Origin of the sequence: Mycolicibacterium sichuanense (assembly GCF_033741125.1) — a bacterium.
Taxonomy (GTDB): Bacteria; Actinomycetota; Actinomycetes; order Mycobacteriales; family Mycobacteriaceae; genus Mycobacterium.
The window spans coordinates 350133-370807 of record NZ_JAWQPU010000006.1; the positions used below are offsets into that span (position 1 = coordinate 350133).

17 protein-coding genes are annotated in these 20675 nt (G+C 68.5%); 4 read left to right on the forward strand and 13 right to left on the reverse strand.

What is annotated here, in order from left to right:
- The first annotated feature begins 120 nt into the window (after positions 1 to 120).
- Positions 121 to 1041, forward strand: coding sequence for a sugar-binding transcriptional regulator (locus SBI80_RS20070; RefSeq protein WP_318976549.1), 921 nt, complete (start codon positions 121 to 123; stop codon positions 1039 to 1041).
- A 26-nt stretch (positions 1042 to 1067) separates the two neighbouring features.
- Positions 1068 to 1838, forward strand: coding sequence for a GolD/DthD family dehydrogenase (locus SBI80_RS20075; RefSeq protein ID WP_318976550.1), 771 nt, complete (start codon positions 1068 to 1070; stop codon positions 1836 to 1838).
- Here SBI80_RS20075 and SBI80_RS20080 read toward each other — a convergent pair.
- From SBI80_RS20080 to SBI80_RS20125, 10 genes are all read right to left on the reverse strand, one after another.
- Positions 1831 to 2832, reverse strand: a complete 1002-nt coding sequence (locus SBI80_RS20080) for a LacI family DNA-binding transcriptional regulator (protein ID WP_318976551.1) — start codon at positions 2830 to 2832, stop codon at positions 1831 to 1833. The genes SBI80_RS20075 and SBI80_RS20080 overlap by 8 nt on opposite strands.
- Before the next feature lie 6 nt (positions 2833 to 2838).
- Complete coding sequence (locus tag SBI80_RS20085) at positions 2839 to 4080, reverse strand: alpha-hydroxy acid oxidase (protein WP_318976552.1); 1242 nt, start codon at positions 4078 to 4080, stop codon at positions 2839 to 2841.
- Positions 4077 to 5531, reverse strand: coding sequence for a rhamnulokinase (locus SBI80_RS20090; RefSeq protein WP_318976553.1), 1455 nt, complete (start codon positions 5529 to 5531; stop codon positions 4077 to 4079). The genes SBI80_RS20085 and SBI80_RS20090 overlap by 4 nt, the downstream gene beginning before the upstream one ends.
- Before the next feature lie 92 nt (positions 5532 to 5623).
- Positions 5624 to 7660, reverse strand: a complete 2037-nt coding sequence (locus SBI80_RS20095) for a bifunctional aldolase/short-chain dehydrogenase (RefSeq protein WP_318976554.1) — start codon at positions 7658 to 7660, stop codon at positions 5624 to 5626.
- A gap of 5 nt (positions 7661 to 7665) precedes the next feature.
- The gene (gene rhaI / locus SBI80_RS20100; RefSeq protein ID WP_318976705.1) at positions 7666 to 8814 is read right to left on the reverse strand and encodes an L-rhamnose isomerase; all 1149 of its coding nucleotides are present in this window, start codon (positions 8812 to 8814) and stop codon (positions 7666 to 7668) included.
- A complete protein-coding gene (locus tag SBI80_RS20105; RefSeq protein WP_318976555.1) occupies positions 8814 to 10124 on the reverse strand; it encodes an MFS transporter in 1311 nt (436 codons plus the stop codon). The genes rhaI and SBI80_RS20105 overlap by 1 nt, the downstream gene beginning before the upstream one ends.
- Before the next feature lie 15 nt (positions 10125 to 10139).
- A complete protein-coding gene (locus SBI80_RS20110) occupies positions 10140 to 10478 on the reverse strand; it encodes an L-rhamnose mutarotase (protein ID WP_318976556.1) in 339 nt (112 codons plus the stop codon).
- Positions 10479 to 10577: 99 nt separating this feature from the next.
- Positions 10578 to 12044 (reverse strand): acetyl-CoA acetyltransferase, encoded by a 1467-nt coding sequence (locus tag SBI80_RS20115; protein WP_318976557.1) that lies wholly within the window; start codon positions 12042 to 12044, stop codon positions 10578 to 10580.
- 81 nt (positions 12045 to 12125) lie between these two features.
- Entirely contained in the window at positions 12126 to 14474 is a 2349-nt protein-coding gene (locus SBI80_RS20120; protein WP_318976558.1) for a CoA transferase, read from the reverse strand.
- Between the two features lie 49 nt (positions 14475 to 14523).
- Entirely contained in the window at positions 14524 to 16992 is a 2469-nt protein-coding gene (locus SBI80_RS20125; RefSeq protein WP_318976559.1) for a phosphoketolase family protein, read from the reverse strand.
- A gap of 180 nt (positions 16993 to 17172) precedes the next feature.
- Here SBI80_RS20125 and SBI80_RS20130 point away from each other — a divergent pair, with 180 nt between their 5' ends.
- Positions 17173 to 17937: a CPBP family intramembrane glutamic endopeptidase gene (locus tag SBI80_RS20130; RefSeq protein ID WP_318976560.1), complete on the forward strand. Its 765-nt coding sequence runs from the start codon at positions 17173 to 17175 to the stop codon at positions 17935 to 17937.
- 12 nt (positions 17938 to 17949) lie between these two features.
- On the opposite strand, the gene SBI80_RS20135 is transcribed toward SBI80_RS20130, so the two are convergent.
- A complete protein-coding gene (locus tag SBI80_RS20135) occupies positions 17950 to 18534 on the reverse strand; it encodes a CGNR zinc finger domain-containing protein (protein ID WP_318976706.1) in 585 nt (194 codons plus the stop codon).
- A gap of 92 nt (positions 18535 to 18626) precedes the next feature.
- On the opposite strand from SBI80_RS20135, the gene SBI80_RS20140 reads away from it, so the two are divergent.
- Complete coding sequence (locus SBI80_RS20140; RefSeq protein WP_318976561.1) at positions 18627 to 19118, forward strand: hypothetical protein; 492 nt, start codon at positions 18627 to 18629, stop codon at positions 19116 to 19118.
- Between the two features lie 10 nt (positions 19119 to 19128).
- Here the strand turns inward: SBI80_RS20140 and SBI80_RS20145 are convergent, their stop codons facing one another.
- Positions 19129 to 19437 carry a GlsB/YeaQ/YmgE family stress response membrane protein gene (locus SBI80_RS20145; protein WP_318976562.1) on the reverse strand — a complete coding sequence of 103 codons (309 nt, stop codon included), beginning with the start codon at positions 19435 to 19437 and terminating at the stop codon, positions 19129 to 19131.
- A 126-nt stretch (positions 19438 to 19563) separates the two neighbouring features.
- Positions 19564 to 20505 (reverse strand): APA family fibronectin-binding glycoprotein, encoded by a 942-nt coding sequence (locus tag SBI80_RS20150; RefSeq protein WP_318976563.1) that lies wholly within the window; start codon positions 20503 to 20505, stop codon positions 19564 to 19566.
- Positions 20506 to 20675: the final 170 nt, after the last annotated feature.

Sequence of the window (20675 nt, forward strand, 5' to 3'; positions counted from 1 at the left end):
GATACTCATCTGTTTCTTTGTGATGTGGATCATGCAATGCTTATGCTCACATGTCAATGCGGCTGCACATATGTGCAGCCGGTGGCGAGCCCAACGGCTCGGGAGTCACGGGAGGCCGCCATGGGACCCGATGAGCTTTTCCAACGGGCGGTGATCGCACGGCGCTACTACCTGGAAGGACGCACCAGGATCCAGATCGCCGAGGAGTTCGGGCTGTCGCGCTTCAAGGTGGCTCGGATGCTCGACGAGGCGGTCGAATCGGGGATGGTGGAGATCAAGATCCACAACCCCGGTGCCATCGACGTCGAGCTGTCCACCGCCCTGCAGCGCCAGTACGGACTCGAACACGCCTATGCCGTCACCGCCGACTCGAGCAACACCGCCGACCACGTCGAAGCCGTGGCAAGGGCGATGGCCGAGCTGCTGCAATCCATCTTGCGCGCCGGCGACGTCGTCGGCGTCGACTGTGGCCGCACCCTGACCCACATCGCGCCGTACCTCACCTCACTGCCGCGCTGCGACGTCGTGCAGCTGACCGGCATGGCCGGACCGATCAGCTCCAATGGCACCGATCTGGTGCGGCGGATCAGCGAGGTCAGCGGTGGCCAGTCCTGGCCGCTGTACGCCCCGCTCGTCGTCACCGACGCCCGCACTGCCCGCAGCCTCGGTGACAACCTCCAGATCCGCGAGACCGTCGAGCACCAGTCGTCGGTCAGCTGCGCGATCGTCTCGGTCGGCGCCTGGAGCGCAGGCGCCTCGCAGGTCTACGAGTCACTGACCGCGCAGGAGGTGAACACCCTCGCCGAGGCCGGGGTCTGCGCCGAGACCTGCGCGCTGCTGTTGGACGTCGACGGCCAACGGATCGCGGGGCTCGACGAGCGCCGGATGGGCATCGACGAGAACGTGCTGCGGGCCATCCCGACCAGAATCGCCATCGCCGCGGGCAAGGAGAAGGTGGCCGCCACCCGGGCGGTCCTCAAGTCCGGGCTGGTGTCGTCTCTGGTCACCGACGTCGACATCGCCGCTGCCGTAATCGATTGACACGAATCACAGGAAGAGAGATGCACATGTCCGAATCGGCCGAACCCGTCGTCGACTTCGACTTTCGACTGGACGGTGCGGTCGCGCTGGTGACCGGCGGCGCCTCGGGCATCGGGGCGGCGATCGCCGCCGCGCTGTCGGCCAAGGGCGCGCGCATCGCCGTGGTCGACCTGAACGCCGAAGGTGCGGCCGAACGCGCGAAGGAGCTGCCGGGAAGCCGCGGATTCGCCTGCAACGTAGCCGATCCCGACTCGGTGACCGGTGCGGTCGATGCGGTGATCGCCGAATTCGGGCGGATCGACGTCCTGGTCAACAGTGCGGGCATCGCCAGGCTCGCGCCCGCCGAGGACCTGTCCCTGGCCGACTGGGACGCCACCATCGCCATCAACCTCAAGGGCACGTTCCTGATGTGCCAGACGGTTGGCAGGCGCATGCTCGACGCTGGCCGCGGCGTCATCGTCAACATGGCTTCGCAGGCCGCGTCCGTCGCGATCGACCAGCACGTCGCCTACTGCGCGTCGAAGTTCGGCGTCGTCGGCATCACCAAGGTCCTGGCCACCGAGTGGGCTGGGCGCGGCGTCCGGGTAAACAGCATCTCCCCGACCGTCGTGCTCACCGACCTCGGCATCAAGGCCTGGGACAACCCCAAGGGCGACGCGCTGAAGAAGCTGATTCCCACCGGCCGGTTTGCCTACCCGGCCGAGATCGCTGCGGCAGCAGTCTATCTCGCGTCCAGCGCGGCAGCCATGGTGAACGGCGCCGACCTCGTCATCGACGGCGGCTACACCATCAAGTAGCCGTCGATGCCCTGGCAACCAACTCGGGAACGAACACCACGTTGCTCGGCCGGGCATCGGGAGTGTCGACGGCGGTGAGCAACAGCTCGATGGCGGTGGTTCCAATCTCGGCGCTGGGCTGGCGGATCGACGACAGCGGAACCGATGCCGAGCGCGCGAAGTCGATGTCGTCGTAGCCGATCACCGCCACCTCGTCGGGCACCCGAATCCCGTTGCCGTGCAACGCCTGCAACATCCCGATCGCCAGCAGGTCGTTGGCGCAGAACACCGCGTCGGGCCGGCTCTGCAACGGCCGGGCACACAACTGCTCCCCCGCCCCCCGCCCGGCCAGCACGCTGGGTTCCTCGGTCGCCACGACTTCCAAGGTGGCACCACGACATTCGGCGACCGCCGCCTGCGCTCCGGTCAACCGATCGGCGACCTGCCGCAGACTCAGCGGGCCACCGACGAAGGCGATCCGCCGACGCCCCCGGGCACACAGATGGCCCATCGCCAGCCGGCCTCCCGCGACGTCGTCGACCGCCACCGACGCGAACGGCGTGCCGGACCCTTCGCGGTCGACCAGCACCACCGGCACGCCGCGACCGTGCAGCGCGACCAGTCGGTCCAGGTCCTCGCCGACCGGCGAGATCAGCAGACCGAACACGCGCTGCTCCTCGAACGTCTCCAGGTAGGCTCGTTCGCGCTGCGCGTCGTCGTCGGACGTTCCGAGCAGCACCACCAGATTGTGTTGCGAGGCCTGCCGTTCCGCCGAGCGGGCCACGTCGGTGAAGAACGGGTTCCCCACGTCGAGGACCAGCAGCCCGACGCAGCGCGACTGGCCAGCCCGCAGCTGACGGGCGGCGTCGTTGCGAACGAAGCCCAGCTGTTCGATGGCGGCGTGCACGCGCGCCACGGTGGCCGGGGCCACTCGCTCCGGGGCGTTGAGCACGTTGGACACCGTGCCCACCGACACCGACGCCGCAGCGGCGACGTCTCGGATCCCGGCCGCCATCGTCGGCTACTCGGCCGTCAGCGCCCGGGGCGCCAGGCGCACCAGCTGCGTGACGTGCTGTGGAGTCAATTCCTCGAGACAGGTGACACCGAGCAGTCGCATCGTGCGCTCGACCTGCCCGGAGAGGATCTCGATGGCGCGGTCCACCCCGGCCTCACCGCCGGCCATCAACCCGTAGAGATAGGCCCGGCCGATCAGCGTGAAGCGTGCTCCCAGTGCGACCGCCGCCACCACGTCCGCTCCGGACATGATGCCGGTGTCGAGCAGGACCTCGACGTCCTTGCCGACGCCGGCAACCACCGCGGGGAGCAGATGGAACGGGATCGGTGCGCGATCCAACTGGCGCCCACCGTGATTGGAGAGCAGGACGCCGTCGACACCCAGCTCGGTCACCGCCCTCGCGTCGGCGACCGTCTGGACGCCCTTGACCACGAATTTGCCCGGCCACTGCGACCGGATCCAGGCCAGGTCCTCGAAGGTGACCGTGGGATCGAACATCGTGTCGAGCAGTTCGGCCACGGTTCCCGACCAGCGGTCCAGCGACGCGAAGGACAGCGGCTCGGTGGTCAGGAAGTCGATCCACCACTGCGGTCGTGGCAGCGCGTTGGCGACGGTCCGCAGCGTGAGGGCCGGCGGAATCGACATGCCGTTGCGCTTGTCGCGCAGCCGCGCACCCGCGACGGGCACGTCGACGGTCACTAGCAGCGTGTCGTATCCCGCCGCGACCGCACGCTCGACCAGCGCCATCGACCGGTCGCGGTCCTTCCACATGTAGAGCTGAAACCAGTTGCGCCCCAATGGGTTGGCAGCCTTGACGTCCTCGATGGCGGTGGTGCCCATCGTCGACAGTGAGAACGGGATGCCCGCCCGCGCCGCGGCCCTCGCCCCGGCGATCTCGCCCTCGGTGTGCATCATCCGAGTGAATCCCGTCGGCGCGATGCCGAACGGCATGCTCACCGGCGCGCCGAGTACGTCCCACCCGGTGCTCACCTTCGACACGTCGCGCAGGATCGCGGGGTGGAATTCGACGTCGGAGAACGCTTGCCGGGCACGCGCGATGGAGATCTCGCCCTCCGCCGAACCGTCGGTGTAGTCGAACGCCGCCCGCGGCGTGCGGCGCTTGGCGATGCGGCGCAGGTCCTCGATGGTCAACGCCCTGTCCAGCCGGCGCTTGGTGGCGTTCAGCTCCGGCTTCTTGAACTGCATCAGCGGCGCCAGGTCATGCCTGTTCGGCAATCTTCTCTTCATCGTCTGACCCTTTCGGTCGGAGCTCGTTGGGGCTCGAAACGCATCCCGGCCAGCGCCGAGGCCATGGTGCCACGGAGATCCTCGAGGTCGCCGTGCAACAGGCCGTGCGCGCGCGCCTGGATCAGAACGTTGCCGATCGCGGTGGCCTCGACCGGGCCCGCGACCACCGGCCTGCCGACCCGATCTGCCACCAGCTGACACAGCAACCGGTTCCTGGCCCCGCCGCCGACCAGGTGCACGGTCCGAACGGGCACTCCGGACAGTTCGGCGGCCTGCTCGACGCCCCTGGCGAAGCCGGCGGCCAAGGCCTCCACGATGGCGCGGGTCATCTCCGGCCGGCCGGCGGGCGGCGGCAACCCGCGTTCGGCGTACCACGCGGTGATGCGGCCCGGCATGTCCCCAGGCTCGACGAAGCGCGGGTCGTCACCGTCGAACACCTCGACCGGCGGTGGGCAATCCGCCGCCTGCGCCAGTAGCGACGGCAAGTCGACCGGGGCCCCGTCGCGCTCCCAGTGCCGCACCGACTCACTGAGCAACCAGAGCCCCATCACGTTGCGCAGGAACCGGATTCGGCCGTCGACCCCGACCTCGTTGGTGAAGTTGGCGGTCCGGGCCTCGGAGCTGACCACTGGCTCGGGAAGTTCGACGCCAACCAGGGCCCAGGTGCCGCAGGACACGTACGCGGCGGTGTCGGATTGCATCGGGATCGCAACCACCGCCGAAGCGGTGTCGTGCGAGGCGACCGTGGTGACCGGTACCCCGCGGCGCAGGCCGAGTCGGTCGGCCAGATCGTCCAGCACCGGCCCGAGGCGCGATCCAGGTTCGGTCAGCGCCGGGAACAGATCTCGCGGCAGGCCGAGCATCGACTCGAGGAAGGCATCCCAGCGCCCGTCTAGGCCGAGTAGCCCGGTCGTCGAGGCATTGGTGCGTTCGGTCGACATCTCACCGGTGAGCCAGTAGCCGATCAGATCCGGCACCAGGAGCGCGGCATCGGCGAGCCCGAGCAGACCCTCGGCATCGTCGGCAGCCAACTGGAACATCGTGTTGAACGGCAGGAACTGCAGCCCGTTGCGGGCGAAGACGTCCTCCTGCGACAGCTTCCGGTGCACGATGTCGGCACCACGACCGCAGCGTGCGTCGCGGTAGTTGTACGGCAGCCCAAGCAGTTTCCCGGCCCGCAGCAGTCCGTAATCCACGGCCCAGGAATCCACGCCGACGCTGGTCAGGTCCGGCGCCTGCCTACCGGCCTCCGCCAAACCCGTGCAGACCCCTGCGAAGAGCCCGGGCAGGTCCCAGTGCATCGCAGTGCGGCGGCCGTCCCACAGGTACACCGGGTCGTTGGCGAAGCGGTTGCACTGGCGCATCTCGAAGGACCCGGGGCCCACCTCGGCCAGCATCACCCGGCCGCTGCTGGCGCCGAGGTCGACGGCGACGTACCGACCCGTGCTCATCGGATCACGCTGCTCTTCGCGCGAGCGCTCATCGGATCACGCTGCTCTTCGCGCGAGCGCTCATCGGATCACGCTGCTCTTCGCGCGAGCGCTCATCGGAGGAACGCGGCCGCGACACCCGCGTCGACCGGCACGTGCAAGCCCGTCGTATGCGAGAAGTCCGCCGTGCACAACGCGAACGCGGCGTTCGCGATGTTCTCCGGCAGCACTTCGCGTTTCAGTAGGGTCCGCTGCGCGTAATAGGCGCCGAGCTCCTCCTCGGGCACCCCATACACGGCGGCCCGCTTGGCACCCCAGCCGCCGGCGAAGATCCCCGAGCCGCGGACCACGCCGTCGGGGTTGATGCCGTTGACCTTGATGCCGTGCTCACCCAGCTCGGCGGCCAGCAGCCGGACCTGGTGCGCCTGGTCGGCCTTGGTGGCCGAGTACGCGATGTTGTTGGGGCCGGCGAACACCGAGTTCTTCGACGAGATGTAGATGATGTCGCCGCCGAGCTTCTGGTCGATCAGCGCGCGGGCGGCGGCCTTGGACACCAGGAACGAACCGCGTGCCATCACGTCGTGCTGCAGGTCCCAGTCCTCGGCCGTGGTCTCCAGCAGCGACTTCGACAACGACAGCCCGGCATTGTTGACGACGATGTCGATGCCGCCGAACGCCAGCACGCAGGCGTCGACCGCGGCCTGCACGGCCGATTCGTCGGTGACGTCGGCCGCGATCCCGATCGCCACGTCGGAGTTGCCGATCTCCTTGGCTGCCGCAGCGGCCTTATCGGCGTCGAGGTCTGCGATCACGACGCACGCCCCCTCGGCGGCCAGCCGGGTGGCGATGGCCTTGCCGATGCCCGACGCCGCGCCGGTGACCAGCGCGATGCGCGTGGCCAGCGGCTTGGGCTTGGGCATCCGCGCGAGCTTGGCCTCCTCGAGCGCCCAGTACTCGATGCGGAACTTCTCCGCCTCGTCGATCGGGGCATAGGTGGAGATGGCCTCGGCACCGCGCATCACGTTGATGGCGTTGAGGTAGAACTCACCGGCCACCCGCGCGGTTTGCTTGTCCTTGCCGTAGCTGAACATTCCGACGCCGGGAATCAGCGCGATGGCCGGGTCGGCGCCGCGGATGGCGGGGCTGTCTGGCGAGGCGTGCCGGTCGTAGTACGCCTGGTAGTCGGCGCGGTAGGCCTCGTGCAGCGCGGTCAGCCGGTCGCGGCAGTCATCCACCGAAGCATCCGCGGGCAGGTCGAGCACCATCGGCTTGACCTTGGTGCGCAGGAAGTGGTCCGGGCAGCTGGTGCCGAGCGCCGCCAACCGCGGATGCTCGCTGCCAGCCAGGAACTCGAGCACGCGCGGGTCGTCGGTGAAATGACCGACCTGCGGCTTGTCGGTCGACACCAGTCCGCGCAGGAAGGGTGCCAGCTCGGCGGCCTTGGTGCGGCGTTGCTCATCGGGCAGCGTCCCATATCCGTCCAGCGGCATTCCGAACGGCTGCGGCCTGCCGTTGGCGTCGAGGTAGCGCTGCACCGTGTCGATGATCTCCAGCGACCGCGCCTCGGCCTCGGCCGAGGTGTCACCCCACGCGGTGATGCCGTGGCCGCCGAGAATGGTCCCAATGGCCTGCGGGTTGCGCCGTTTGATCTCGGCGATGTCCAGACCCAGCTGAAAACCTGGGCGCCGCCAGGGGATCCACACCACCCGGTCCCCGAAGATCTGCTTGGTCAATGCCTCTCCGTCGGCCGCGGTGGCCAGCGCGATGCCGGAGTCGGGGTGCAGATGGTCGACGTGCGCGGCGTCGACCAGGCCGTGCATGGCGGTGTCGATGGACGGGGCCGCCCCACCCCTGCCGTGCAGGCAATAGTCGAAGGCGCCGACCATCTCGTCCTCGCGCTCGACGCCGGGATACACGTCGACGAGCGCCCGCATCCGGTCCAGCCGAAGCACGGCGAGCCCGTTCTCGGTGAGGGTGCCGAGGTCTCCCCCGGATCCCTTGACCCACAACAGCTCCACCGGTTTGCCGGTGACGGGGTCGACGTCGGTGCCCTTGGCCGAGGTGTTGCCACCGGCGTAGTTGGTGTTCTTCGGATCGGCGCCAAGACGGTTGGACCTGGCGATGAGGTCGTCGATGGTCGGATTGCTCATGATCGTCATGCTCCCCACGAGGATTGGGTGCCGCCGACGCGTTCGGCGTCGATGGCGCTCTGATAACCGGATTCGGCGAAGGCCCGCATCGGGTTGGCCGGCAACCCACGCTCGGTGCGCCACCGCGCCATCGCTGGCCGCACGTCGGTGTAGAAGGCGTCCATCAAGATCTCGTTGGCACCCAACACGTCTCCGTCGACCTGCGCCGTCGCCAGCGCATCGGTGTCGACCAGCAGGGCGCGGGCGGTCATCTCGGCGACGTTGAGTACCGAGCGGATCTGGCCGGGGATCTTGGCCTCCACGTTGTGGCACTGGTCGAGCATCAGCGCGAGATCGGAACCCTCGTCGAGGCCGCCACCCCGGATCACCTCGAACATGATGCGGAACAACTGGAACGGATCGGCCGCGCCGACGATGAGGTCGTCGTCGGCGTAGAAGCGTGAGTTGAAGTCGAACGAACCCAGCTTCTGCAGCCGCAGCAGTTGCGCGACGATGAACTCGATGTTGGTGCCCGGGGCGTGGTGACCGGTGTCCAGGCACACCTTCGCCCGCTCGCCCAACGCGCTGACCTGTGCGAAGGAGGTGCCCCAGTCCGGGACGTCGGTCATGTACATCGCGGGCTCGAAGAACTTGTACTCCAACACCATTCGCTGGCCTTCACCGATGTGCTGGTAGATTGCCGCCAGCGAATCGGCCAACCGATCCTGCCGACCGCGGATGTCACCCTGACCGGGGTAGTTGGTACCGTCGGCCAGCCAGATCTTGAGGTCCCGCGACCCCGTCTGGTTCATGATCTCGATGCAGGCCAGGTGATGGTCGATCGCCTTCTGCCGCACCATCTCGTCGACGTGCGTCAGGCTGCCGAACTTGTAGTCGTCGTCCTGGAAGGTGTTGGAGTTGATGGTGCCCAGCGCAACGCCGTGTTCGGCGGCGAACTCACCGAGCGCGGTGTAGTCGTCGACCCGATCCCACGGGATGTGCAAAGCCACGGTCGGAGCCATGCCGGTGAAGCGGTGCACCGTCGCCGCGTCGGCGATCTTCTCCTCGATGGTGCGCGGCGTGCCTGGAGTGCCGAAGACCTTGAACCGGGTGCCCGAGTTTCCGAACGCCCAGGACGGCAATTCGATGGACAGGTTGTCGAGTAGCTCGTGCATCATGCCGCCACCTCGTTGTTGGTCGAGCTCTCCATCTTGCCGTAACGCTCGATCTCGATCTGCTGCAATGTCTTTCCCCGGGTCTCGGGAGCCCACACCGCCCCGATGATCAGCGCCACGGTCAGCAGGCCGATGAGCAGCAGGCCGACCGCGGTCAGGCCGGTGACCGCGAGCAACGTCGGGAAGAAGTAGCTCAGCAGACCGGTGAAGCTTCGCACCACGCAGAACATCACGCCCTGGGCACTGGCGCGGTATGGCGTGGCGAACAGCTCGCTGGCCCACAGGCTGTAGAACGCCTGCGCACCGATGCCTGCCGAGACGCCCCACAGCACGGCGAAGGCGAGCATCGTCGGCACGCCTCCGTCGGTGAAGGCCACCAGCACGATCCAGCCAACGATGCCGAGGGCGGCGCCGATCACGTAGAGCAGGCGCTGCGACATCCGGTCGCCGTAGCGCATGAAGCCGAAGTAGGTCGCGGCCACGGTGCACCCCCACACCAGGACCTGCAGCAGGTTCTGGGCGACCGGGCTGTGCAGGCCTGCGGTGTCGTAGACCCGGGGCATGAAGATGCCGGCCTGGCCCGCGACGGTGTTCCAGAACAGGTAGATGCCGCCGAGGAACAGCAGCGCCGAGACGTTGACGCGGCGGGAGAACAGCCCGCGAAGCCCGCCCAGGCCGACGGCTGACGCGACTCCACTCGGTTCGTGCCGGCCCTCCTGCGTCCAGATGGTCGACTCGGCCAGCCCCTGGCGCACCCACCACACGACCGCGGCGACGACGAACAGGTGCAGGAAGACCAGGCGTGACCCGAGCAGCCCCAGCGGAGCCAACCCCGCCGCCAGGGCGAAACCGATGAGCGGGCCCACCGACCACGCCAGCTGGGCGGTGCCGACGTGCTTGGCGCGACCGTCGGACGGAGCCTGCTCGGCGATGTAGGTCCAGGAGGCGGGAACACCGGCGCCGACGGCGATTCCGGTGATCACGAACGCCGCCAGCAGCATCGTGTAGTTCACGGCGAAGGCAGCCAGCAGCACGCCTGCCATGTACACCAGCAGGTCGTAGGTGTAGATCGCCTTGCGCCCGAAGCGGTCGCACAGCGGGCCGCCGAGGATGGCGCCGATGGCGGCACCAAAGGCGTTGGCGCTCAACGCTGCCAGCAGACCGACGGCGAAGTTGCTGATTCCGAACTCCGACTGCCAGAAGGCCAGGCTGGTGGCGATCGCGATGATCGATCCCGCCTCGATGTAGTTGGACATGGCGACCGCGATGGTCGCCCGCCAACCGGTCGTGGCGCGTGCTCCGATTCTCATGGACGTCCTTCGGGTCTAGTCGAGGTGGAAGTACTCGGTGAGCGGTGTCATCGCCTCGTCGGGCGCGGTGCCGTCGAGGGTCTGGAAGTAGCCGGCCATGCCTGCCTGCCAGCGGGCATTCACCTCGGTGGCGGCCATCGCGGCCCGAGCGGCCTCGAAGTCGTCGGTCTCGAGGTAGCCGACCACCAGGCCGTCGTCGGCACGGACGAATAGCGAGTAGTTCCGCCAGCCCGCGGCGCTGAGGGCCGCGAGCATCTCGGGCCAGACGTGCAGGTGGGCCTCGACGTACTCCTCGACACGCTCGGGCTTGAGCGGGAGCACGAAGCACACCCGCTGGATCGCACCGTCGGCCATCCGGGTCTCCTGACGATTGAAACGTTTCAATGCGTGACGTGGCTCACCCTAACCAGACGTCGTGGCGGAAGTCAACGCCCCCCTGCGGCGATTTCGGCGTTAGACGAGGTGGGCGGTGCCCTCGTCGTCGACGCGCACCTTGGCCCCGGCGATGTCCTCGCGAATGCTGGCCTGCGCCTCGTCGGCATCGGTGATCACCGCGAGCGCCCGGCTGTCGGCAGGAGTGCGCACCGCAAGGAACACCTTTTCCGGCACGCCATCGCGGCTGACCGGCGTGGTCCACGACTCGACGGTCCCGACACCCGCCCAGACGTCCTCGGCAACCCGGGTCGGTTCGGCATCGACAGCGAATTGAACGTCTTCCCAACGAAATTCACCGATGGGAGGTTCGGTGCCGTAGACCCCGAAGCTGTGCTTGGTCAGGTAGCCGCCGTTGGCCGTGACGAATCCGCGCGCACCAGGGGACGCCACCAACCGCTCGGCCATGGTCGCGATCGAATGGCTGACGTAGTTGTTCCACGGCCCACCGGCGAAGGTCAGGCCGCCCGTCACCGTCAGCGGACGGTCCAGCGACAGCCCGAGCTCACGCGCGGCGACCTGAACCGCCGAAGGGAAGCAGGAGTAGACGTCGACGAAGTCCATGTCGTCGACCCCGGCGCCGGCCAGCTCGAGCGCTCGATTGCCGGCGATCCTGATGGCCGGCGAGCGGTCCAGCTCGGCGCGCTCGGCGATCAGATAGGTGTCGTGGGCGTCGGTGCCCGCGTAGGGGAAGACCCAGCGTTCGGTCGGAATACCAAGGGCGGTAGCCTTTTCCGCGGACATCAGGATCAGCGCGGCGCCCTGGTCGACCATGTTGTTGGAGTTCATCAGCTTGGTGTACGGCCAGCTCATCATGCGGTTGGTTGGGCTGGGCGTGGCGATCTCCTCGGCGCTGACCGGCGTGCGGTTCCACGCGTGCGGATTGCCCTGCGCGACGGCGCTGAAGCCGGCCCACAGCTCCCCGATCAGCCGCTGATGCTCCTGCGGCGTCCGCCCCGCGCTGATGCGCAGGGCCTGCTCGAACAGGGGATACACATAGGACGGGCGGTCCAGGTGGATCCGCAGTTCCACCGGGCCGGCCAGCTGAAACTCGTCCTCGGCGCCCCGTGGGACGGGCACGGTGTCGTCCTGCTTGGTGTAGTCGAGCTTGCCTCCCGCGGCCCGCACCTTGGTGCGGGTGCGCCAGGTCTCGGCACCGGCGATCAGAACGGAGTCGACGCTGCCCCGCTGGATGTCGAGACAGGCCTGGTTCACCAGCGCCTGCGGGACGTTTCCCCCGATGCTGGTATACCTGCCCTCCGCGCTTGGAGCGTTGATCCGTTGCGCCAGAAGGACACCCGGGTTGCGGTAGCGCCACGACAGCAGATTCACGATGCGCACCGACTCGACCGCCTCGAGGACGCGCGCATCGGCGGCCGACCTGGCCGCCCGCTCCATCAGGTCGACGGGCTCGACGGCGGGATCGCCGTCACGATGATCGACCTGTCCGTAGCCGACGAGCACCGGGGTTCTGGGGGCGATGGGCAAGGGCCTGCCTTTCTCGATGTGTCGCGCACGCGAGCGTGCGTGCGCTGTGGATGTTGGCGGCGTGTCGGCGCACGCTGGGAGTCAGTGGGAGGTGGGGTCGGGGCTCCAGCCGAAGAGCACGCGGTCGGCAAGCAGTCGGTCGATCTCGTCCGCGCCCAGTCCCAGCACGCCGCCGACGACCTGCCGGGTGTGCTCCCCCGGCATGGGTGCAGGTCGCAGCGGAGCGTCGGGGATGTGGCGGAACGGCGCCGGGTGGGACTCGGCGGTCAGGGGTTCGTCGAAGAGCGGGTGCACCATCTCGGTGAACAGGTGCCTGGCTTCGAGCTGTGGGTCTGCGAGTACGTCCACGGCGCGGTACATCGGACCGGCCGGCACCCCGACACCCTGCATCGCGGCGACGGCGTCGGCCTTGTCCCTCGTCGCGGTCCAGGCCCGCACCGTGGCGACGAATTCCTCGCGACTAGTTGGCAACTCGCTCACGCCGAGCACCTTGGCCAATGCGGCGCGGTCCCCGTCGCCGCGTACCGAGATCGCGCACCACTCGTCGTCACCGGCACAGGGGCAGACGACGTGGACCGCGTCGTCGGATTCGACGGCGATCCCCGCGGCCTTGGCGGCGTCGGCGACGTAGGAGACTGCCAGCTGGTTGACGGCCGCCTCCGCTTGTGAGACGTGAACGTGTGCACCGGATTTCCGGACGTCGCGGTCGACCAGCGCCGCCAGTGCAGCGATCGCGGTGATCCTGGCGACGACGTGGTCGGGAAAGATCGTGGTTGCGTCATGGAACCCGTCGTCGTCATCCGTGGTCCAGAGTCGACTGACGCCGGTGGCGGCGCGCACCAGCGGCCCGTACCCCATGCGCGCGCTCCACGGACCGGCGGCACCGAAGGCACTGCTCTCGGCCAGCACGATGCGGGGATTGACGTGGCGTAGCTCGTCGTAGGAGAACCCAAGGGCATCAAGCGTTCCCGGTTTGAAGTTGGCCAGCACGAGGTCCGACTGTGCGACCAGCTGGCGGAACAGCTCCGCGCCCTCCCGATGGCGCAGATCCAGGCCGAGGCTGACCTCGTTGCGATGGGTCAGTGCCCAGGACCTGCTCATCGGCTGCCCGGGGCGGGTCTGGCGCAACCCGTCGGGGTAGGTCGCGCTCTCGACCTTGATCACCTCGGCACCGTGGTCGGCGAACAACCGGCCGAGTTCACCACCGGCGACGATGACGCCGAGGTCCAGGACCCGCAGGCCTTCGAAGGGAAGCTCACCGCTCACCGCGGCTCCCACCGGGCGGGGCGCGGCGAGCCAGCGGCCCTCGTCGGCACCCGGGGCGGGGCAGTTCTGCGAGAAACCCGCACGGCGCCCGTCGACGACGAATGGTCCGGCGGGCACCGACAGCGACACCTCGGGGGCGAGCTCGACCTCGGTCAGCGCTGCGACGGCGCGAAAGTGCTCGGAGGCCAACGCTTCTGCGGGCGAGAGCACCGCCGCGATCGGCACCCCCCGGCGTTGCCCCTCGGCGACGAGCGCATCCATCGTCTGCGGCGCGAAGAGCTCGGCGATGGCGGCGTTGAGCTCCTTCGACGCGACGTACCGCGCGGCGATCGTCTCGAACTTGGGGTCGGCGAACTCCTCGGGCTCACCGAGCCAGGCTCGCATGCCGTGCCACTGGCGCGGCGAGAGCAGACAGATCCTGACGAATCCGTCGCGGCACGGCAAGGTGGGATAGATCTGTTGATTGCGTGGACGGCCCCGCCACGATTTGGCCGACGGCTTCTGCCCAACGGCCGCTTGCCCCTCAGAACCGAAGGGCGGATCAAGACTCTGGACGACGGCCTCGAACCGGGCGAAGTCGATGTAATCGCCGTGCCCGCAACGCAATCGGTGATAGTAGGCGACCAGCGCCACCCAGACGGCCTGCACGGCAGCGGTTGCCGAGGCGAGCCCCTGCGGGGGTAGCACCGGCGTTCCTTGGGTCGGTCCCGACCGGGACAGCGCCGTCGACATGGCGTAGAAGACGGCGTCGGTGGCCTGCCAGTCGGCGTGCGGGCCGTTGGTCCCGAAGTCGGTGATCTGAACGGCGACGAGGTGTGCGAAGCGCTCGGCGAGCTCGGCGGCCGAGGTACCGAAGGCGGCTACGCCCCAGGGCGGTCCGTCGATGAGGATGTCCGCGTCGCCGGCGAGCTCGACGAACCGGACGCGATCCCCCGCGTCGGCGGGGTCGAGCACCGCGCAGCGCTTGTTGGCGTTGTCCATGGCGAAGGCGATGGACACCCCGGCGACGGCGGGCGCGGCGGTGCGATGAACGGCGCCGCCCGGCGGTTCCACCTTGAGGACGTCGGCACCGAGATCGGCGAGGAGTCGCCCCACGCCATCGGACCCGGGACCACCCGCGTCCAGCACCCGGACCGACGCCAAGAGCTGACACCCGTCAAGCATGCCGACCAGTATCGTTCAGCCCCTCGCACCATCGCGGAGCGGGTCCTGGCTACTCGTTGTCACCGCCGGTGGACGCGGTCGCGGCGACGTCCGTGCCCGTCGCCAACCCACGCGCGGCCGGCCACACCCAGTCACGCACCTCGGGAAGGTCGTCACCGTGCAGCCGGGTGTACTCCCTGGCGCGCAGCCGGGCGTCGACCATCTCCTGGCGGAACGTCGCATACCTGGTCTGAAGCGACGGCACCCGGTCGATGACGTCGATGACCAGATGGAACCGGTCCAGGTCGTTGAGCATCACCATGTCGAACGGCGTCGTGGTGGTGCCCTCCTCCTTGTAACCCCTGACGTGGAAGTTGGGGCTGCCGACGCGGCGGTAGATCAGCCGGTGAATGAGCCACGGGTACCCGTGATAGGCGAAGATCACCGGCTTGTCGCGGGTGAACACCATGTCGAAGGCCTGATCGGACAACCCGTGCGGGTGCTCCTTCTCGTCCTGCAACCGCATCAGATCGACGACGTTGACGAATCGGATCCTCAGCTCGGGGACGTGCCTGCGCAGCAGATCGACGGCGGCCAGCCCCTCAAGCGTCGGGACGTCGCCAGCCGTGGCCACCACCACGTCCGGTTCCTCGCCGAGCTCTTCGGTGCCCGCCCACTCCCAGATGCCGAGGCCCCTGGTGCAATGGGCGACGGCGTCCTCCATCGTGAGGTAGTTCGGCGCGGGCTGTTTGCCGGCGACCACCACGTTGACGTATTGGCGCGACCGCAGGCAGTGATCGTAGGTGGACAGCAGCGTGTTGGCGTCCGGCGGCAGGTAGACCCGGACGACCTCGGCCCGCTTGTTGATCACGTGGTCGATGAACCCTGGGTCCTGGTGGCTGAACCCGTTGTGGTCCTGACGCCAGACATGGCTGGACAGTAGGTAGTTCAAGCTGGCGATGGGGCGGCGCCATGGGATGTGGTTGGTGACCTTCAGCCATTTGGCGTGCTGGTTGAACATCGAGTCGATGATGTGGATGAACGCCTCGTAGCAGTTGAACAGCCCGTGCCGGCCGGTCAGCAGGTACCCCTCCAGCCAGCCCTGACACTGGTGTTCGGACAGCATCTCGACGACCCGGCCGGCCCGCGCGAGATGTTCGTCGACCTCCGGGCCGAAGAACTCGGCGTTCCACTGCTTGTCGGTGGCCTCGAACACGCCCTGCAACCGGTTCGACGCGGTCTCGTCGGGCCCGAAGATGCGGAAGTTGTCGGGGTTGAGCCGCACGACGTCGGTCAGCCAGCTCCCGAGCACCCTGGTGGCCTCGGCGATCGTCGCTCCCGGCGCGGGCACCTCGACGGCGTAGTCGCGAAAGTCGGGCAGGCGCAGGTCCTTCAGCAGCAGGCCACCGTTGGCGTGCGGATTGTCGCTCATCCGCAGCTCGCCCTCGGGTGCCAGGGCCGCGAGATCCGCACGCAGCGTGCCGTTCTCGTCGAACAGCTCTTCGGCGCGATAGGACGCCAGCCAGTCGGCGAGCACCTGCAGGTGCTCGGGGGTGTCGCGGGCGTTGGCCAGCGGCACCTGATGGGCGCGCCACGATCCAGTGGTCTTCTTGCCGTCGATGTAGGCCGGACCGGTCCAGCCCTTGGGGGTGCGGAAGACGATCATCGGCCAGGACGGGCGGGTCTCGTCACCGGCCAGCGCCCTCGCCTTGATCTCGGCGATCGCGTCGAGCACCTCGTCGAGCAGCCCCGCGAATCTCCGGTGCACCTCGGCGTGGTCCTCGTTCTCGTCCGACACCTCGAAGAAGTACGGCTGGTGTCCGTAGCCGATCATCAGGCTGCGTAACTCGTCTTCCGGAATGCGGGCCAGCACGGTCGGATTGGCGATCTTGTACCCGTTGAGGTGCAGGATCGGCAGCACGACGCCGTCCTTGGCCGGGTTGGTGAACTTGTTGGAGTGCCAGCTGGTCGCCAGCGCCCCCGTCTCGGCCTCGCCATCGCCGACGACGGCAGCGACCAGTAGGTCGGGATTGTCGAAGGCCGCCCCGTACGCGTGCGAGAGGGCGTAGCCGAGCTCACCGCCCTCGTGGATCGACCCCGGCGTCTCGGGGGCGACGTGCGACGGAATGCCACCCGGGAACGAGAACTGCCGAAACAGTCGCCGCATGCCCTCGATGTCGCTGGTGATGTCGGAGTAGACCTCCGAGTAGGTGCCGTCCAGATAGGCGTTGGCGACCAGACCCGGTCCGCCGTGACCGGGTCCGGTCACGTAGATGGTCGGCTGCCGGCGGGCCTTGATCGCCCTGTTGAGATGGGCGTATAGGAAGTTGAGCCCCGGCGTGGTGCCCCAGTGGCCGAGCAGTCGCGGCTTGACGTCGTCGCGGGTGAGCGGGGTACGCAGCAGCGGGTTGGCGAGCAGGTAGATCTGCCCGACCGACAGGTAGTTCGCCGCGCGCCACCAGCCGTCCAGCTGGGCGACGCCATCGTCGTCGAGGGGGACGGACGGCGGGGAACTCCACGCCTTGGTCGAGGCAGTCATCGTCGAACAGGCTCCTAGGCGTCGCAGTCGGGGGCTCACTCCCATCCAACTCCCGTCCGCGCCCCGGCGCTCGCACCCACGGAAGTTTCACCGGGGCGACACACACCTGTCACCGGGGTGCGCCACCAGATCCCACAGTTGAGCTGCGTCGATGCCAACCCGGCGTACGCTGGCGTGGTCATGACCGACCTCGCCGCCGCCGACGCGCCGCCCCACCCGCTGATCGGTCAGCTCTCCGCCCTGCATCACTTCCGCACCTACGTCGACATCGCCGTCGTGGTCGTGGTGCTGGCGGCCACGAACCTCATCGCCCATCTGACCACCCCGTGGGCCAACGTCGTCGTGGTACCTGCCGCCGCAATCGGCCTGGTCCTGCTGGTGCGCTCGCGCGGTCTTGGCTGGAGCGAGCTGGGGCTCGGCCGCGATCACTGGCGTTCGGGCACTCTGTACGCGCTCGGCGCCGTCGGACTGGTCGGGACGGTGATCGCGATCGGCGCCCTGCTGCCGTGGACGCGACCGATGTTCCTGAACGATCACTACGCCACCATGTCCGGCGCCTTGGTCGCATCGATGATCATCATTCCGCTGCAGACGGTGATCCCCGAGGAACTCGCCTTCCGCGGGGTATTGCACGGCGCGCTGGACCGGGCGTGGGGCTTCCGCGGGGTGGCCGCAGCCGGCTCAGTGCTGTTCGGTATGTGGCACATCGTCACCTCCATGGGCCTGACCAGCAGCAACGTCGGGTTCACCGATCTGTTCGGGACCGGCGTCGTCGGCATGGTCGCCGGGGTGGTGATGGCGGTGATCGCCACGGGCGCGGCCGGTTTCGTATTCACGTGGCTGCGCCGTCGCAGTGGCAGTCTGATCGCGCCGATCGCCCTGCACTGGTCGCTGAACGGCCTCGGGGCCCTAGCTGCCGCGCTGGTCTGGCACCTGTCCACCTAGCGCAGGGGCGGGTCACCGGTGCTGGCGGCGTCTGGCCCGAAAGTCGCGGTTCTTCAGCTTGTTGCCACACGTCGCCATGTCGCACCAGGTCCCGCCGTGATTGCGCGACCGGTCGTAGAACGCCCAGCGACAGTCGTCGTTCGCGCAGGCCTTCAGGTGTGTCCAGCTGCCGTCGACCTGGGCGTCCTTGACGATCAGCAACAGCTCGAGCAGCCGCGCGCGAATGGCGTCGCCGTCGCACACCAGCGACACCCGGCAGTTCTCGTCGACTACGGGCCGGACCGCTGCGGATTCGGCGATCACCCGTAGCGGCGCGATCGCGGCCGGCTCCGGTGTGGGTCCGCCGGAGTTCTGGATCACCAACGCGCGCAGCGCCTCGCGCACCCCGGCGAGCAGGTTCAGATCGTCGTGGTCCGGTGTCGCGGTCGGCGCCAGCAGACCGTTGCGGACCAGCCACGGGCGGGCATCGGCGGGGTCGGCCAGCCGGTCCCGGCCGGACTCCATGTCGAGGGTGTTGACGAAGGCCTGGACCCGGCGCAGCGGCTCCGGGGCCGGCTTGGCCTCGTCGTCCCCGGCCCAGTGCTCTTGCGTCACCAGGACAGGGTAACTCCCATGACTACTGAAAGTTCTTGACTGGTCATCCGTGACCGGTATAGCGTCTAGACAGGTCATGAATGGGAGATCAGGCGATGACATCGAGCGATGGTGCGACCAGCTACCTCACCGGTCCGCTGCACCCGGACACCGATCAGCAGAACGGCGCCCGGGTGACCGTGCCCTTCATCCGACGCCTACAGGCCCGCGTCTTGGCCTCGCGCTACGACGAACAGCTCGAACGAGGCGTCCCCGTCGCCGCCGGTTCACCGCTGGCCGCACACCGCGCGCGCCTGCTCTCCCGCCGCGAACGGCAGGACATGGCGGCGAGCGTCACCCTGTTGTTGAGCGATGCCGGTCGCCTGCCTCACGTTCGTGGCACCGCGTCGCGGATGCCCATCCGCATCGACGCCGTCGAGGAATCGGCCGACGTCGTGCGGGACGTACTGGCGCGACTGCTGGGACCGCTGCCGGTGCGGGCGCGCGGCATGGCACGGCTGCGGCTGCTGTTGGGCGACGGCCGCGGCCCGCTCTACCGAAGCGGTTCCTTCGCCGCCGCGATGCGCGGCGTCCTCGCGGCCATGTAGGCCGCGGGCGCTACCCCCGCTTCGAGCCGCCGCGAACCAAACCCACGATCCACAGCAGGATCACTGCTCCGATCAACGCCGTGAAGAACGTGAACCACTTGCGGCCCGCAATGACGTTGACACCGAGTTTCTCCAAGAGGAACCCCCCTAGGAATCCGCCAATCACGCCAATGACGACGTTCAGGATGATGCCCGAACCGCCGCCCTTGACGATCTTGCCCGCAAGCCAGCCGGCGATTCCGCCGATGACGATGTAGGCGATCCAACCGACCGCAGTCGGCGGCGCGAAGGCCAAATCGGTTGCCAAAATCGCGTTCATGTCGAACTCCTGCCTCCGACCCATCCAGCACCGTTTACTGGAACCGCTCAATCATTACCCGCGCCGGGTAACGATTGAGCACGCGAAAGATGCACGGTAGATCGACGATCGGCGCGATTCAGCGGATCAGGAGGGCGGCAGCATCTCCGGCGGCGCGTTGGTCACCGGCACCGGAACGCCCACGGCGGGCCGGGCAGGTGGCGCGTTCGGATCCGGCGCAGGCGCGTTGGGGTTCGGCGGCGCGGCCGGGTCCGGCGGTGGTGGCGGCGGGGGCGGCGTGAACGGCCGAATCGACTGCGCCAGCGTGGTCGCGGCCGCCTTGTCGATGGGATGGTTGGCCGTCCCCAGCCACACCACGAACCAGCGCTGCGGGGTTCGCTGACCGCGCGGAGTGCCGGGGTCCGGGGCCTGGCCGACGACGCCCGCCCAGATCTGACCGTCGGGTTTGGCGGCGTCGGTGAACTTGACGTCGTAGGCGGAGAACGCACCGGGCATGCCCGCGGCATCCAGCGGACCGGCCTGCTGGTTGATGCGCGTGCCAGCGAACGGCATGAAGAACTCACCCATGTCCGAGGCGAGTCGGGTAGCCGCCTTGGCGTTGTCGGTCTCGGCGCCCGCGAACAGCTTCAGGTCCAGGCGGCCGAGCAGCACGCTGGTATCGGACGGCGCCTCGGCTCCGGCTTCGGGAACCTTCGTCAGCAACGCCTGCCCATAGGACAGCTGGGTGTTGTCGGAGACCTTCCATCCCGCGGGGACGACGAAGCTCAGGCCACCCGCGGCGTTGTCGACGCGACCGGGCTCCGGTGCGGGGGGCGGCGGCGCGTTGGGATCTGGCGCTGGCGCGTTCGGGTCGGCCGGCGGCGCGGGCGCCGGTGCCGGCGCGTTCGGATCCGCGGGAGCAGGTGCCGGCGCGGGAGCGGGTGCGGGAGCAGGCGCAGGAGCTGGTGCGGGAGCTGGATCGGCATGGGCGACCGGGCCGCTGACGGCCAGCGACACGGCAGTCATGCCTGCCACGGCGGCCGTGGCCAGCGACTTCGGAAGGCTCCTGCGTCGACGAGGGTGCTGCATGGGGAAGAAACTACCGTGTTACGGCCGTGACGCAAGTGTGAGTTGCTCTTAAAGTGCTTTTCCGGCGAGTTGCTGGGTTAGATGATCGCCCAAATCACAAGCTTTTGACATGTTGCTGGCATGACGAGGCGCCCACGCGACGCGCGGGCGGTGCTGCTTGTTGATCGTGC

Bases quoted from the DNA above. Each gene is read 5' to 3' on its own strand.
- SBI80_RS20070 (WP_318976549.1), top strand. From the start codon at position 121: ATGGGACCCGATGAGCTTTTCCAACGGGCGGTGATCGCACGGCGCTAC.
- SBI80_RS20075 (WP_318976550.1), top strand. From the start codon at position 1,068: ATGTCCGAATCGGCCGAACCCGTCGTCGACTTCGACTTTCGACTGGAC.
- SBI80_RS20080 (WP_318976551.1), bottom strand. From the start codon at position 2,832: ATGGCGGCCGGGATCCGAGACGTCGCCGCTGCGGCGTCGGTGTCGGTG.
- SBI80_RS20085 (WP_318976552.1), bottom strand. From the start codon at position 4,080: ATGAAGAGAAGATTGCCGAACAGGCATGACCTGGCGCCGCTGATGCAG.
- SBI80_RS20090 (WP_318976553.1), bottom strand. From the start codon at position 5,531: ATGAGCACGGGTCGGTACGTCGCCGTCGACCTCGGCGCCAGCAGCGGC.
- SBI80_RS20095 (WP_318976554.1), bottom strand. From the start codon at position 7,660: ATGAGCAATCCGACCATCGACGACCTCATCGCCAGGTCCAACCGTCTT.
- rhaI (WP_318976705.1), bottom strand. From the start codon at position 8,814: ATGCACGAGCTACTCGACAACCTGTCCATCGAATTGCCGTCCTGGGCG.
- SBI80_RS20105 (WP_318976555.1), bottom strand. From the start codon at position 10,124: ATGAGAATCGGAGCACGCGCCACGACCGGTTGGCGGGCGACCATCGCG.
- SBI80_RS20110 (WP_318976556.1), bottom strand. From the start codon at position 10,478: ATGGCCGACGGTGCGATCCAGCGGGTGTGCTTCGTGCTCCCGCTCAAG.
- SBI80_RS20120 (WP_318976558.1), bottom strand. From the start codon at position 14,474: ATGCTTGACGGGTGTCAGCTCTTGGCGTCGGTCCGGGTGCTGGACGCG.
- SBI80_RS20125 (WP_318976559.1), bottom strand. From the start codon at position 16,992: ATGACTGCCTCGACCAAGGCGTGGAGTTCCCCGCCGTCCGTCCCCCTC.
- SBI80_RS20130 (WP_318976560.1), top strand. From the start codon at position 17,173: ATGACCGACCTCGCCGCCGCCGACGCGCCGCCCCACCCGCTGATCGGT.
- SBI80_RS20140 (WP_318976561.1), top strand. From the start codon at position 18,627: ATGACATCGAGCGATGGTGCGACCAGCTACCTCACCGGTCCGCTGCAC.
- SBI80_RS20145 (WP_318976562.1), bottom strand. From the start codon at position 19,437: ATGAACGCGATTTTGGCAACCGATTTGGCCTTCGCGCCGCCGACTGCG.
- SBI80_RS20150 (WP_318976563.1), bottom strand. From the start codon at position 20,505: ATGCAGCACCCTCGTCGACGCAGGAGCCTTCCGAAGTCGCTGGCCACG.